Below are 15,052 nucleotides of genomic sequence, written 5' to 3'. Positions count from 1 at the left end.
TAATGACCACGGAAAAAGTTAAGTACGGCGTACATTCCGAAGCCGGCAAACTGCGCAAAGTCATGGTTTGCTCCCCCGGCCTGGCCCACCAGCGGCTGACCCCGAACAACTGCGACGAACTGCTTTTCGATGATGTGCTGTGGGTCGCCCAAGCCAAGCGGGACCATTTCGATTTCGTCACCAAAATGCGCGAACGCAATATCGACGTGCTGGAAATGCACAACTTGCTGACCGACATTGTCGCGATCCCTGAAGCACTGGACTGGATTCTGGAACGCAAGGTCACGGCCAATTCGGTCGGCCTTGGTCTGATCCATGAAGTCGGTTCGTGGCTGCGCAGCCTGGAACCGCGCAAGATCGCTGAATCCCTGATTGGTGGCGTGTCGGCCGATGACCTGCCGAGCAGCTTCGGAGGCAAGACCATCGAGATGTTCCGCGACTTCCTCGGCCACGCCAGCTTCATCCTGCCGCCGCTGCCCAACACCCAGTTCACCCGCGACACCACCTGCTGGATCTACGGCGGCGTGACGCTCAACCCGATGTACTGGCCGGCGCGACGCCAGGAAACCTTGCTGGCCAGCGCCATCTATAAATTCCACCCCGAGTTCACCAACGCGGATTTCCAGATCTGGTACGGCGACCCCGACCAAGAACACGGTGCCGCCACACTGGAAGGCGGCGACGTAATGCCGATTGGCAATGGCGTCGTGTTGATCGGCATGGGGGAGCGCTCGTCCCACCAGGCCATCGGTCAGCTGGCACGCAACCTGTTCAAAAACAAAGCTGTGGAGCGGGTAATCGTTGCCGGTCTGCCGAAATCCCGCGCGGCGATGCACCTGGACACCGTGTTCAGCTTCTGCGACCGCGACCTGGTCACCATCTTCCCGGAAGTGGTCAACCAGATCGTCCCCTTCACCCTGCGCCCTGACGAAAGCAAGCCGCACGGCATCGATATCCAACGGGAGAAAACCAACTTCCTTGAAACCGTGGCCGCAGCGCTCAACCTCAAGGCCCTGCGTGTCGTCGAAACTGGCGGCAACAGCTTCGCCGCCGAACGCGAGCAGTGGGATGACGGCAACAACGTGGTCGCCGTGGAGCCCGGCGTGGTGATCGGTTATGACCGCAACACCTACACCAACACCCTGCTACGCAAGGCCGGCGTGGAAGTCATCACCATCAGCGCCGGCGAACTCGGGCGCGGGCGTGGCGGCGGCCACTGCATGACCTGCCCGATCATTCGCGACCCTATCGACTATTAATTCTGGTGCCCTGCTTCGCGCCTATGAAGCGTGAAGCAGACGGATAACCGAAACCCAAGGAGATCCACATCATGGCTTTCAATATGCGCAACCGCAGCCTGCTCTCGCTGATGCACCACACCACCCGCGAGTTGCATTACCTGCTGGACCTGTCCCGCGACCTCAAACGCGCCAAGTACACCGGCACCGAGCGTCCACACCTGCAAGGCAAGAACATCGCGCTGATCTTCGAAAAAACCTCGACCCGCACCCGTTGCGCCTTCGAAGTGGCGGCCCATGACCAGGGTGCCCACGTCACCTACATCGACCCGGTGTCGTCGCAGATTGGCCACAAAGAAAGCATGAAAGACACCGCCCGCGTGCTCGGGCGGATGTTCGATGCCATCGAGTACCGTGGCTTCGAACAGGAAATCGTCGAAGAGCTGGCCAAGTTCGCCGGCGTGCCGGTGTTCAACGGCCTGACCGCTGAATTCCACCCGACGCAAATGATCGCCGACGTCCTGACCATGCGCGAACACAGTGACAAACCGCTGCATGACATCAGCTACGCCTACCTCGGTGACGCCCGCTACAACATGGGCAATTCGCTGCTGATGATTGGCGCCAAACTCGGCATGGACGTGCGCATCGCCGCACCGAAAGCGCTGTGGCCGCATCAGGATTTTATCGATCAGTGCAAAGTCTTCGCCGAAGACAGCGGCGCACGCATCACCATCACCGAAGACCCGAAAGAAGCGGTCAAGGGCGTGGACTTCATCCACACCGATATCTGGGTGTCGATGGGCGAACCGGTGGAAGCGTGGGACGAGCGCATCGAGCAACTGCTGCCGTACCAGGTCAACGCGAAAATGATGAAAGCCTCGGGTAATCCGCGAGTGAAGTTCATGCACTGTCTGCCGGCGTTCCACAACAGCGAAACCAAGGTCGGCAAGGACATCGCCGCGCGGTATCCGCACCTGGCCAATGGCGTCGAAGTGACTGAAGAAGTCTTCGAATCGCCGGCCAACATCGCCTTCGAGCAAGCGGAAAACCGCATGCACACCATCAAGGCGATCCTGGTGTCGGCGTTGGCGGATATCTAAAGGCTCACCCGGCGTCCTCCTGTAGGAGCCGGGTCATCCGCAATTCTCTGTTTAGAAGGACTGCATTATGCGTATCGTCGTTGCTCTGGGCGGTAACGCCCTGCTCCGCCGTGGTGAACCGATGACCGCGGGCAACCAGCGGGCCAACATCCGGATCGCCACAGAACAAATCGCCAAAATTTATGCCGGCAATGAACTGGTGATCGCCCACGGTAATGGCCCTCAGGTTGGCCTGCTGTCGCTGCAAGCCGCGGCCTACACTTCAGTTTCGCCTTACCCGCTGGACGTGCTCGGTGCCGAAACTGAAGGCATGATCGGCTACATCATCGAACAGGAACTGGGCAATCTGCTGGACTTCGAAGTGCCCTTCGCCACACTCCTGACCCAGGTCGAAGTCGACGCCAATGACCCGGCGTTCCAGAATCCGACCAAACCCATCGGCCCGGTCTACGCCAAAGCCGAAGCGGAAAAACTCGCCGCCGAGAAAGGCTGGGCAATCGCCCCGGACGGCGACAAATTCCGCCGCGTAGTGGCCAGCCCGAGACCGAAACGCATCTTCGAAATCCGCCCGATCAAGTGGCTGCTGGAAAAAGGCAGCATCGTGATTTGCGCCGGCGGTGGCGGCATCCCGACGGTGTATGGCGCCCACGGCAAGCTGCAAGGCGTGGAAGCGGTGATCGACAAAGACCTGTGCTCGGCGCTGCTGGCCGAACAGCTTGAGAGCGATCTGCTGGTGATCGCCACCGACGTCAGCGCGGCCTTCATCGACTTCGGCAAACCGACCCAGAAAGCCATCGCCCAGGCTCACCCGGACGATATGGAAAAACTCGGCTTCGCCGCCGGCTCCATGGGGCCGAAGGTTCAAGCCGCCTGCGAGTTCGCGCGCCACACTGGAAAAGTCGCGGTGATCGGTTCACTCTCGGACATCGAAGCGATCGTCCAGGGCAAGGCCGGCACGCGGATCAGCACGGCGACACCTGGCATAACTTATTTATAAGGAGAGACGTCAATGGCAACGTTCGAGCCCGGTCACTTGCACATCGAGCGCCACGCGCTGAACAAGGATGATGTCAGCTACGACCTGTGTATCGACTATGAAGTGACTCAGGATCCCAAAGAAGGCAAAGGGATGCTGTTCACGATGCACGGCAGCATCGAGGGTAGTGATTTGAAGGAGTCTTTCTTCCTGCCCAAGGATCAGGCCTATAACTTCGCCAGCAACGTGACGAAAATCGCCGAGAAGTACGGCCTTCCCAAGGTGCACAGCAACATCGGTTCCATGCACAAATACTACGATGCGATGTTCGAAGACGTGCGGGTGCAACTGGACATTAAATCCGGCGATCCGGTCAAACCCGAACACCTGGAATAACTCACTCCCCTCTGTAGGAGCCGGATTGCTGGCTCCTGCAGGTGGTGCTTCCATCACTCGATTTCACCAACCACCCTGCTCCAAGGCATACTTGCCACCCTCCGCACGTCAGATTGAAAACCGCCCCATGCGTATCCACGTCAGCTTCATCGACCGCGTCGGCATTACCCAGGAAGTCCTGGCCTTGCTCGGTGGGCGCAATCTCAATCTGGATGCGGTGGAAATGGTCCCGCCCAACGTCTACATCGACGCCCCGACCCTGAGTCCGGAAGTGCTTGAAGAGCTGCGCGGAGCGCTGCTCAGCGTGCGCGGCGTACAGGCAATGACCGTGGTCGACATCCTTCCCGGTCAGCGCCGGCATTTGCAGCTCGACGCGTTGCTCGCGGCCATGACCGACCCGGTACTGGCGCTGGACAGCGACGGCAAGGTATTGCTGGCGAACCCGGCATTGATTGCGTTGTACGGTCGCGAACCGGCCGGTGAAAGCGTGGCAGAGCTGTTTGCCGACCCGGCGCTGCTCGACGCCCTGATGGAACACGGCTTCCGTTTGCCACTGCGCGAGATCACCGTCAACGGTCAGACCTTGTTGCTGGACGCCACGCCGATCACTGATGCCGGTGCCCTGCTGACCCTGTATCAACCGAACCGCATTGGCGAACGACTCTCGGCGCTGCACCACGACCATGCCGAAGGGTTTGATGCACTGCTCGGCGAGTCTCCGGCGATTCGCACCCTCAAGGCCCGCGCCCAGCGCGTGGCGGCGCTTGATGCACCCTTATTGATTCAGGGCGAAACCGGTACTGGCAAAGAACTCGTGGCCCGCGCCTGCCACGCCATCAGCGCGCGGCACAGCTCGCCATTCCTGGCGCTGAACTGCGCAGCGTTGCCGGAAAACCTCGCCGAAAGCGAGCTGTTCGGCTACGCCCCTGGCGCTTTTACCGGCGCGCAACGGGGCGGCAAGCCGGGGCTGATGGAACTGGCGAACCAGGGCACGGTGTTTCTCGATGAGATCGGCGAAATGTCGCCGTACTTGCAAGCGAAATTGCTGCGCTTTCTGAATGACGGCAGCTTCCGGCGAGTGGGCGGGGATCGTGAGGTCAAGGTCAATGTGCGGATCCTCAGCGCCACGCACCGCGATCTGGAAAAAATGGTCAGCGAAGGCACGTTCCGCGAAGACCTGTTCTATCGCCTCAACGTCCTCAACGTCGAAGTCCCGCCGCTGCGCGAACGCGGCCAGGACATCCTGCTGCTGGCCCGCTATTTCATGCAGCAGGCCTGTGCGCAGATTCAGCGGCCGGTGTGTCGTCTGGCACCGGGCACCTACCCGGCGCTGCTGGGCAATCGCTGGCCGGGCAACGTGCGGCAACTGCAGAACGTGATTTTCCGCGCGGCGGCGATTTGCGAAAGCAGCCTGGTGGACATCGGCGACCTGGACATCGCTGGCACTTCCGTGGCACGCCAGAGCGACAGCGACGTCGACAGCCTCGAACAGGCGATGGAAGCGTTCGAAAAAACCCTGCTGGAAAAACTCTACGTCAGCTACCCCTCGACCCGCCAACTGGCCAGCCGCCTACAAACCTCACACACGGCGATTGCCCATCGGTTGCGCAAATACGGGATTCCCAACAAGCCGTAAAGCCATATTCGGTCTGATGTTTGAAGCGTTTCGAACCTGTTTAAAAGCGACCTCCATCTGTACTGAAAGCGCTACAGCGGAACGAAATCGCTACACCTTCTCCCGATCACCACTGTGCAAGGCTTTGATCCACTTGAGCTTTTTTCTTTGCTTATGAGTGTAGCGATTTCGCTACAGTCATAATGGTCGGTCGTTGTGAAAAAACACATAATCAATTGATTTATAACGATAAAAAAACATTGGCCGCAATTTTGCTTAGTATCCACTCATAAAGCAGGGTTTTGCCCAGCATTCAATCGCGTCCACCAGACGAGTCTGGCCCCCTTAGGAGTTTCCATGAGCGAGTTGCGTTTTACTGAAGATCACGAATGGCTGCGTACCGAAGCTGACGGCACCGTCACAGTCGGCATCACCGCTTTCGCACAGAACGCCTTGGGCGACGTGGTTTTCGTACAACTGCCTGAGCTGCAGTCCTACGACAAAGGCGCTGAAGCCGCCACCGTGGAATCGGTAAAAGCCGCCAGCGGCGTGTACATGCCGTTGGACGGTGAAGTGCTGGAAGTGAACCCGGCGCTGGACAGCAGCCCTGAACGGGTCAACGAAGATCCGCTGGGCGAAGGCTGGTTCTTCCGCTTTCAACCAAGCGATGCCTCGGCTGTCGCCCAACTGCTGGATCAAGACGCTTACGACCGTCTGATCAAAGCCAACGCCGAAGCCTGAGGAGCGCTGACATGACTCAAGTAAACCTAACGACAGCCAACGAATTCATCGCGCGCCACATCGGCCCGCGTGCCGGCGACGAACAAGCCATGCTCAACAGCCTCGGTTTTGACTCCCTGGAAGCCCTGAGCGCCAGCGTCATTCCGGACAGCATCAAAGGCACCAGCGTGCTCGGCCTGGAAGACGGTCTGAGCGAAGCCGATGCGCTGGCGTTGATCAAATCCATCGCCAGCAAAAATCAGCTGTTCAAGACCTACATCGGCCAGGGTTACTACGGCACTCACACGCCGTCGCCGATCCTGCGCAACCTGCTGGAAAACCCGGCGTGGTACACCGCTTACACCCCGTACCAACCGGAAATTTCCCAGGGCCGTCTCGAAGCACTGCTGAACTTCCAGACCCTGATCAGCGACCTCAGTGGCCTGCCGATCGCCAACGCTTCCCTGCTGGACGAAGCCACCGCCGCTGCCGAAGCGATGACCTTCTGCAAACGCCTGAGCAAGAACAAGGGCAGCCACGCGTTCTTCGCTTCGGTGCATTGCCACCCACAAACCCTCGACGTGCTGCGCACCCGTGCCGAACCGCTGGGCATCGACGTGGTGGTCGGCGACGAGCGCGAACTGAGCGACGTGACGCCGTTTTTCGGCGCCCTGCTGCAATACCCGGCGAGCAACGGTGACGTCTTCGATTACCGCGAACTGACCGAACGCTTCCACGCTGCCAACGCACTGGTTGCGGTCGCCGCTGACTTGCTGGCCCTGACCGTGCTGACCCCGCCGGGCGAGTTCGGTGCCGACGTGGCCATCGGCAGTGCGCAACGCTTCGGCGTGCCGCTGGGCTTCGGTGGCCCGCATGCCGCGTATTTCTCCACCAAGGATGCGTTCAAACGCGACATGCCGGGCCGTCTGGTCGGCGTCTCCGTGGACCGTTTCGGCAAGCCGGCGCTGCGCCTGGCGATGCAGACCCGCGAGCAACATATCCGCCGCGAGAAAGCCACCAGCAATATCTGCACTGCCCAGGTTTTGTTGGCCAACATCGCCAGCATGTACGCCGTGTACCACGGCCCGAAAGGCCTGGCGCAGATCGCCAACCGCGTGCATCACCTGACCGCGATTCTGGCCCAAGGCTTGAGCGCTTTGGGTCTGAGCGTCGAGCAAACAAGCTTCTTCGACACGCTGACGATCAAGACCGGCGCTAACACCGCCAAGTTGCACGACCAGGCGCGTGCTCAGCAGATCAACCTGCGCGTCGTCGATACTGAACGTCTGGGCCTGTCCCTCGACGAAACCACCCACCAGGCCGACGTCGAAACCCTGTGGGCCCTGCTGGCCGACGGCAAAACTTTGCCGGATTTCGCTGCATTGGCTGCGAATGTTGAAAGCATGATCCCGGCCGCCCTGCTGCGCCAATCGCCGATCCTCAGCCACCCGGTGTTCAACCGCTATCACTCGGAAACCGAGCTGATGCGCTACCTGCGCAAGCTCGCCGACAAGGACCTGGCGCTGGATCGCACCATGATCCCGCTGGGTTCCTGCACCATGAAACTCAATGCCGCCAGCGAAATGATCCCGGTGACCTGGGCTGAATTCGGCGCCCTGCACCCGTTCGCCCCGGCCGAGCAAAGCGCCGGTTACCAGCAACTGACCGATGAACTGGAAGCGATGCTCTGCGCCGCCACCGGTTACGACGCGATCTCGCTGCAACCGAACGCCGGTTCGCAAGGCGAGTACGCCGGCCTCTTGGCCATTCGCGCCTATCACCAGAGCCGTGGCGAAGACCGTCGCGACATCTGCCTGATCCCCTCGTCCGCCCACGGCACCAACCCGGCCACCGCCAACATGGCCGGCATGCGCGTGGTCGTGACCGCTTGCGATGCGCGCGGCAACGTCGACATCGAAGACCTGCGCGCCAAGGCCATCGAGCACCGCGAGCATCTCGCGGCATTGATGATCACCTACCCGTCGACCCACGGCGTGTTCGAAGAAGGCATCCGCGACATCTGCGGCATCATTCATGACAACGGCGGCCAGGTGTACATCGACGGCGCCAACATGAATGCAATGGTCGGTCTGTGCGCGCCGGGCAAGTTCGGCGGCGACGTCTCGCACCTGAACCTGCACAAAACCTTCTGCATCCCCCACGGTGGCGGCGGCCCGGGTGTCGGCCCGATTGGCGTCAAGTCACACCTGACCCCGTTCCTGCCGGGTCACGCGCAGATGGAGCGCAAGGAAGGCGCGGTGTGCGCCGCACCGTTCGGCAGCGCGAGCATTTTGCCAATCACCTGGATGTACATTCGGATGATGGGCGGCGCCGGTCTGAAACGCGCGTCGCAACTGGCGATCCTCAATGCCAACTACATTTCCCGGCGTCTCGAAGAGCACTATCCCGTGCTGTACACCGGCAGCAACAGCCTGGTGGCGCACGAATGCATCCTCGACCTGCGTCCGCTCAAGGACAGCAGCGGCATCAGCGTCGATGACGTCGCCAAGCGCCTGATCGACTTCGGTTTCCACGCCCCGACCATGTCGTTCCCGGTGGCCGGCACGCTGATGATCGAGCCGACCGAAAGCGAATCCAAGGAAGAACTGGACCGCTTCTGCGACGCCATGATCCGCATCCGCGAAGAAATCCGGGCGGTGGAAAACGGCACGCTGGACAAGGACGACAACCCGCTGAAAAACGCCCCGCACACCGCGGCGGAACTGGTCGGCGAGTGGACGCATCCGTACAGCCGTGAGCAAGCGGTGTATCCGGTTGCATCGCTGATCGAAGGCAAGTACTGGCCACCGGTCGGTCGGGTCGACAACGTGTTTGGCGATCGCAACCTGGTCTGCGCCTGCCCGTCGATCGAAAGCTACGCTTAAACCATAGGGGGGGGTTCGCCTGCCCCCACAAGGACACCACAAAACCTGTAGGAGCGAGGCTTGCCCGCGAAGAGGCCATCAAGGTTGCTAAAAGCTTCGCGGGCAAGCCTCGCTCCTACGGGGTCGCGGTGCTCCTCATAACAAGAAACCGGAGAACAACCATGTCGTTAAGCGTGTTCGACCTGTTCAAGATTGGCATCGGCCCCTCCAGCTCGCACACCGTCGGCCCGATGCGTGCTGCTGCGCGTTTCGCCGAAGGCTTGCGCCGTGAAGAGCTGCTGGCGGCGACCACCTGCGTCAAAGTCGAGCTCTACGGATCACTCGGCGCCACCGGTAAAGGCCATGGCAGCGACAAGGCTGTGTTGCTGGGCCTGGAAGGCGAACACCCTGACACCGTAAACACCGAAACCGTCGCCGCCCGCCTGCAAGAGATCCGCAGCAGCGGTCGTCTGAACCTGCTCGGTGAGCACGCCATCGAATTCAATGAAAAACTGCACCTGGCGATGATCCGCAAACCGTTGGCCTATCACCCCAACGGCATGATCTTTCGCGCGTTCGATGCCGCCGGCCTGCAGGTCCGCAGCCGCGAGTACTATTCGGTCGGCGGCGGATTCGTGGTCGATGAAGACGCCGCCGGCGCCGACCGAATTGTCGAAGACGCCACGCCACTGACCTTCCCGTTCAAAAGCGCCAAGGACCTGCTCGGTCATTGCGCTACCTATGGCTTGTCCATCAGCCAGGTGATGCTGACCAACGAAAGTGCCTGGCGCCCGGAAGCGGAAACCCGCGCCGGTCTGTTGAATATCTGGCAAGTGATGCAGGACTGCGTCGCCGCCGGTTGTCGTAACGAAGGCATTTTGCCCGGTGGTTTGAAGGTCAAACGGCGGGCAGCCGCGCTGCATGCGCAACTGTGCAAGAACCCGGAATCGTCCCTGCGCGATCCGCTGTCGGTGCTGGACTGGGTCAACCTCTATGCACTGGCGGTCAACGAAGAAAACGCCAACGGCGGGCGCGTGGTGACTGCGCCTACAAACGGTGCGGCAGGGATCGTCCCCGCTGTTTTGCATTACTACATGCGCTTCATCCCCGGCGCCAACGAAGACGGTGTCGTACGCTTTCTGCTGACCGCGGCCGCGATCGGCATTCTCTATAAAGAAAACGCCTCGATCTCCGGTGCTGAAGTCGGCTGTCAGGGTGAAGTTGGCGTGGCGTGCTCCATGGCCGCCGGCGCCCTGTGCGAAGTCCTCGGTGGCACCGTGCAGCAGGTGGAAAACGCCGCTGAAATTGGCATGGAACACAACCTCGGCCTGACCTGCGACCCGATCGGCGGGCTGGTGCAAGTGCCTTGCATCGAGCGTAACGCCATGGGCTCGGTAAAAGCCATCAATGCGGTGCGCATGGCCTTGCGCGGCGACGGCCAGCACTTCGTCTCCCTCGACAAGGTCATCCGCACCATGCGCCAGACCGGCGCCGATATGAAAAGCAAATACAAGGAAACCGCCCGTGGTGGTTTGGCGGTCAACATTATCGAGTGCTGATGCGCGCTCATCTGCATCTGCACACTTTTTCAGGAGCTGAATATGTCCACCGAACAACTGTTGAAAACCCCATTGCACGCACTGCACATCGAACTCGGCGCCCGCATGGTGCCGTTTGCCGGCTATGACATGCCGGTGCAATACCCGCTGGGCGTGATGAAAGAACACCAGCACACCCGTGATCAGGCCGGGCTGTTCGATGTCTCGCACATGGGCCAGATCCGCCTGACCGGCGCCAATGCCGCCAAGGCCCTGGAAACCCTGGTGCCGGTCGACATCATCGACCTGCCGACGGGCATGCAGCGCTATGCGATGTTCACCAACGAGACCGGCGGCATCCTTGACGATCTGATGGTCGCCAATCTGGGTAACGACGAGCTGTTCCTGGTGGTCAACGCCGCCTGCAAAGATCAGGACCTCGCGCATCTGCGCAAGCATATTGGCGACCAGTGCACCATCGAGCCGTTGTTCGAAGAACGTGCGTTGCTGGCGCTGCAAGGTCCGGCCGCCGTCACCGTGCTCGCGCGCCTGGCACCTGAAGTGGCGAAGATGACCTTCATGCAGTTCGCCCGCGTGAAGCTGCTGGGCGTGGACTGCTTTGTCAGCCGTTCGGGCTACACCGGTGAAGACGGTTTTGAAATCTCCGTACCCGCCGCCAACGCTGAAGCCCTGGCTCGCGCTCTGCTGGCCGAGCCGGAAGTGGCGGCCATCGGCCTTGGCGCTCGCGACTCCCTGCGCCTGGAAGCCGGCCTGTGCCTCTACGGCCACGACATGAACACCGACACCACGCCGATCGAAGCTAGCCTGCTGTGGGCCATTTCCAAGCCGCGGCGCGCTGATGGCGCCCGGGCTGGCGGTTTCCCTGGTGCTGAAACCGTGTTCGGACAGCAACAAGCCGGTGTCAGCCGCAAGCGTGTTGGCCTTCTGCCTCAGGAACGCACGCCGGTGCGCGAAGGTGCAGAAGTCGTCAATGAAGCAGGCGACATCATTGGTGCAGTGTGCAGTGGCGGCTTCGGCCCGACCCTAGGCGGCCCTCTGGCCATGGGTTACCTCGACAGCGCTTACATTGCTACCGACACACCCGTTTGGGCGATTGTTCGTGGGAAAAAGGTGCCTTTGCTTATAAGCAAAATGCCATTTGTTCCACAACGCTACTACCGAGGTTGATTGACTGTTTCTATAAGTAACGGGGTTGCGTTAACAGTGCACTAATGTGTAACGCAACCGCCATAAAACAGTGCATATCTTCGATTACGAACTTGCCTTATAACGAACGAAGACAATTGAACACCGCTATCGCATAAGCCAACACTAGTTGGCTGATGAACGCCACCAACGCGAGCAAATACGGGCCCTCCACAGGGCTTGTTTTTTCTCCCGAAGTTGGCGTAGAGTTTGTTCACTGTGTTTGCATGGGTCGCTTGGGATCGTGACCTGGGCAGTAGCCTACAAGTTAGCTACATCCCGTTCGACGTCTTCTTACTCTCCTGCAACCAGCCCCAGTACTCTTTCACAAGAAGGAGGCTGTCATTAATTTTTGCGTTAAAGGAATAAGAAATGTCCACACGTCAGAGCGGTACCGTCAAGTGGTTTAACGACGAGAAAGGGTTTGGTTTTATCACTCCAGAAAGCGGTCCGGATCTGTTCGTGCATTTCCGCGCTATTCAGGGCAACGGCTTCAAGACCCTGAAAGAAGGCCAAAAAGTGACGTTCGTCGCGGTGCAAGGCCAGAAAGGCATGCAGGCTGACGAAGTACAAGCAGAAGCCTAATCTTCTGTAACGAAAAAGCCCCTGATGCTGACATCAGGGGCTTTTTTGTGCGCGTAAATCCGTAAAATGGCTTCTTTTTCCGCCGAGAGCCCTGCCATGTCGAAACACCTGCTGAAACCCCAGGGCGAATTTCCTGCCGCTGGCTTGGGTCGTCGTCTGGCAGCGATGTTCTATGACTTTCTGCTGTGCATTGCTTTGTTGATCGTCACCAGCGGGCTCTACAAGATGATCCAGATGGCGATCATCGGCGAAGACAAAATGCGCGCGTTGACCGAAGCCGGTGTGCTGGATGGAGATCCATTGCTGTCGACGGTGCTGCTGTTTGTGCTGTTCGGCTTCTTCGCCAAGTTCTGGACCTGGTCCGGCCAGACCCTGGGCATGCAGGTCTGGTGCATACGCGTGCAAAATGCCGACGGTTCATCCATCAGCCTGTGGCAGGCGTTGCTGCGCTTTGTGGTGTCGATCGCGTCTTGGCTGTGTGTGGGCCTAGGGTTTCTCTGGCCGCTGTTTGATAAGCACAAACGCAGCTGGCATGACATCTACTCCGATACCCAGCTGGTACGGATTCCGAAGAAAACTAAATAGTTTCGGCAAACAAAAATCATTGTGGGAGCGAGCAGGCCGCTCCCACAGTTTTTTGCGAATTCTTATGCGTTGCCGACCAACTTCATCCGTGCAGCCTGGGTAAAGTCGAGCATGCGCTTGAGCGGCCGAATCGCCTGCGGGATCAACGCCGGATCGACAAGGATCTCATTCGCCCCCTCCTTCAAGCTCTTCAGCAGGCGCTCAAGGGTGTTCATCGCCATCCACGGGCAATGTGCGCAGCTGCGGCACGCTGCGCCGTTACCGGCCGTTGGTGCTTCGATGAAGACCTTGTCCGGGCACAGCTGCTGCATCTTGTAGAAGATGCCGCGGTCGGTGGCGACGATGAGCGTCTTGTTCGGCAGGCTCTGCGCCGCAGCAATCAACTGACTGGTGGAACCGACGGCATCCGCCAGTTCGATCACCGAAGTCGGCGACTCGGGATGCACCAGAATCGCTGCGTCCGGGTACAGCGCCTTCATGTCTTCGAGCTGTTTGGACTTGAACTCTTCGTGAACGATGCAGGCACCGTCCCACAGCAGCATGTCCGCGCCGGTCTGGCGCTGGATGTAGGTGCCCAGGTGTTTGTCCGGGCCCCAAATAATGGTTTCGCCGTTATCCATCAGGCTTTCTACGATCTCCAGCGCGCAGCTTGAAGTCACCACCCAATCCGCCCGGGCTTTGACCGCCGCCGACGTGTTGGCATACACCACCACGGTGCGCTCCGGGTGCTGATCACAGAACGCCGAGAACTCGTCCACCGGGCAACCCAGGTCCAGCGAGCAGGTCGCTTCCAGGGTCGGCATCAGGATGCGTTTTTCAGGGTTGAGGATTTTGGCGGTCTCGCCCATGAACTTCACACCGGCGACTACCACAGTCTTGGCCGGGTGAGCGCTACCGAAGCGGGCCATCTCCAGTGAGTCGGAAACGCAACCACCGGTTTCTTCGGCCAGGGCCTGAATCACCGGATCGCAATAGAAGTGAGCAACCAGCACCGCGTCCTGAGCCTTGAGCTCGGCAGCGATGGCGGCACGGTAATGAGCTTCCTCCTCGACAGTCAGCGGCTTGGGCTGCTTGGCGTCGAGGTGGGCTTGAACCAGAAGGCGTTCGGAAATCTGCGTCATGTTCGCAAGACCTGCAGGCGCTTTCGCGCGAAAGTCGAGTATACACCCGGCTCCGGACCCTTCAGGGTACCGCCGGGAAAGTGAGTATCATCAGGCACGGACAACGTTGAAGCTGCGCAAGGCTACAGAAAATCCCGTGGATGCAAAAGATGATTCTGACCTGCGTCACGCGGTGCAGCCCCGCTTCGATGCGAGCTCAAATCGCGGGCAAAAAAAAATCCGGAAATCCTCACTTGCGTGGGCCTTCCAGACTTTTAAAACTGCTACAAAAAATGGTGGGTCGTGTGGGATTCGAACCTACGACCAATTGGTTAAAAGCCAACTGCTCTACCAACTGAGCTAACGACCCGCTGTGTGGTGGCGCGTATAATACTGATTTTTAAGGACTATTCAACACCTAATTTGAAATAAATCAAAAATAAGGTGTTGGGTCGCTGATTCCGGCCGCCGCAAAGCCTTCTGCACGCAGTCGGCAACTGTCGCATTTACCGCACGCATGGCCGTTATCGTCGGCCTGATAGCAGGAAACAGTCAGCCCGTAATCGACGCCCAGCTTCACGCCTGCCTGGACGATCTGCGCCTTGCTCAGGTTCTGCAGTGGCGCCTGGATACGGAAGCCATTGCCTTCTACACCGGCCTTCGTCGCCAGATTGGCCATGCGCTCGAACGCTTCGACGAACTCGGGACGGCAATCCGGGTAACCGGAGTAATCCACCGCGTTCACACCAATAAAGATGTCACGCGCGCCGAGCACTTCAGCCCAGCCCAACGCGAGGGACAGAAACACCGTATTGCGAGCAGGAACGTAAGTCACCGGAATGCCTTCGCTCGGCGCCTCAGGTACGTCGATGGAACTGTCGGTCAACGCCGAACCGCCGATGCCGTTCAGGTTCAAGCCGATCACCTTGTGCTCGACCACACCCAAGTCACGAGCAACGCGCTCGGCGGCATGCAGTTCAGCGCGATGGCGCTGACCGTAATCGAAGCTCATGGTGTAGCAGCTGTAGCCTTCAGCACGGGCCATCGCCACGACGGTCGCCGAGTCCAGGCCGCCGGACAACAGGATGACCGCACGTTTTTCCACAGTGTTCAGTTGTTCAGTCAT

At 59.7% G+C, this 15,052-nt stretch carries 13 protein-coding genes and 1 tRNA gene; 11 read left to right on the top strand and 3 right to left on the bottom strand.

What is annotated here, in order from left to right; all coding sequences use genetic code 11:
* Positions 1–2: 2 nt before the first annotated feature.
* From arcA to ACYZTR_RS07280, 11 genes are all read left to right on the top strand, one after another.
* A complete protein-coding gene (gene arcA, locus ACYZTR_RS07330) occupies positions 3–1,259 on the top strand; it encodes an arginine deiminase (RefSeq protein ID WP_461977649.1) in 1,257 nt (418 codons plus the stop codon).
* A gap of 71 nt (positions 1,260–1,330) precedes the next feature.
* Positions 1,331–2,341 carry an ornithine carbamoyltransferase gene (locus tag ACYZTR_RS07325; protein ID WP_461977647.1) on the top strand — a complete coding sequence of 337 codons (1,011 nt, stop codon included), beginning with the start codon at positions 1,331–1,333 and terminating at the stop codon, positions 2,339–2,341.
* Positions 2,342–2,408: 67 nt separating this feature from the next.
* On the top strand, positions 2,409–3,338 hold the full coding sequence (arcC, locus tag ACYZTR_RS07320; protein WP_461977645.1) for a carbamate kinase: 930 nt from the start codon (positions 2,409–2,411) through the stop codon (positions 3,336–3,338).
* Between the two features lie 12 nt (positions 3,339–3,350).
* The gene (locus tag ACYZTR_RS07315; protein WP_461977643.1) at positions 3,351–3,713 is read left to right on the top strand and encodes a DUF5064 family protein; all 363 of its coding nucleotides are present in this window, start codon (positions 3,351–3,353) and stop codon (positions 3,711–3,713) included.
* 127 nt (positions 3,714–3,840) lie between these two features.
* Entirely contained in the window at positions 3,841–5,349 is a 1,509-nt protein-coding gene (locus ACYZTR_RS07310; protein WP_461977641.1) for a sigma-54-dependent transcriptional regulator, read from the top strand.
* A 336-nt stretch (positions 5,350–5,685) separates the two neighbouring features.
* Positions 5,686–6,069: a glycine cleavage system protein GcvH gene (gene gcvH / locus ACYZTR_RS07305; protein WP_461977639.1), complete on the top strand. Its 384-nt coding sequence runs from the start codon at positions 5,686–5,688 to the stop codon at positions 6,067–6,069.
* A gap of 11 nt (positions 6,070–6,080) precedes the next feature.
* Complete coding sequence (gene gcvP / locus ACYZTR_RS07300) at positions 6,081–8,933, top strand: aminomethyl-transferring glycine dehydrogenase (RefSeq protein ID WP_461977637.1); 2,853 nt, start codon at positions 6,081–6,083, stop codon at positions 8,931–8,933.
* Between the two features lie 161 nt (positions 8,934–9,094).
* Positions 9,095–10,471, top strand: a complete 1,377-nt coding sequence (locus tag ACYZTR_RS07295; protein ID WP_461977635.1) for an L-serine ammonia-lyase — start codon at positions 9,095–9,097, stop codon at positions 10,469–10,471.
* 42 nt (positions 10,472–10,513) lie between these two features.
* On the top strand, positions 10,514–11,638 hold the full coding sequence (gene gcvT / locus ACYZTR_RS07290; protein WP_461977633.1) for a glycine cleavage system aminomethyltransferase GcvT: 1,125 nt from the start codon (positions 10,514–10,516) through the stop codon (positions 11,636–11,638).
* A 390-nt stretch (positions 11,639–12,028) separates the two neighbouring features.
* Entirely contained in the window at positions 12,029–12,241 is a 213-nt protein-coding gene (locus ACYZTR_RS07285) for a cold-shock protein (protein WP_461977631.1), read from the top strand.
* A 96-nt stretch (positions 12,242–12,337) separates the two neighbouring features.
* Positions 12,338–12,826, top strand: coding sequence for an RDD family protein (locus tag ACYZTR_RS07280; protein WP_461977629.1), 489 nt, complete (start codon positions 12,338–12,340; stop codon positions 12,824–12,826).
* 62 nt (positions 12,827–12,888) lie between these two features.
* Here ACYZTR_RS07280 and nadA read toward each other — a convergent pair whose 3' ends face one another.
* From nadA to queC, 3 genes are all read right to left on the bottom strand, one after another.
* Complete coding sequence (gene nadA, locus ACYZTR_RS07275) at positions 12,889–13,947, bottom strand: quinolinate synthase NadA (protein WP_461977627.1); 1,059 nt, start codon at positions 13,945–13,947, stop codon at positions 12,889–12,891.
* A 273-nt stretch (positions 13,948–14,220) separates the two neighbouring features.
* Positions 14,221–14,296 (bottom strand) — tRNA-Lys (locus tag ACYZTR_RS07270).
* 63 nt (positions 14,297–14,359) lie between these two features.
* Positions 14,360–15,052, bottom strand: a complete 693-nt coding sequence (gene queC / locus ACYZTR_RS07265; RefSeq protein ID WP_461969187.1) for a 7-cyano-7-deazaguanine synthase QueC — start codon at positions 15,050–15,052, stop codon at positions 14,360–14,362.

This window comes from Pseudomonas sp. Hz4 (assembly GCF_054898165.1).
Note: the sequence above shows the minus strand (reverse complement) of the source record. Positions and strands in the feature narration are given on the sequence as shown.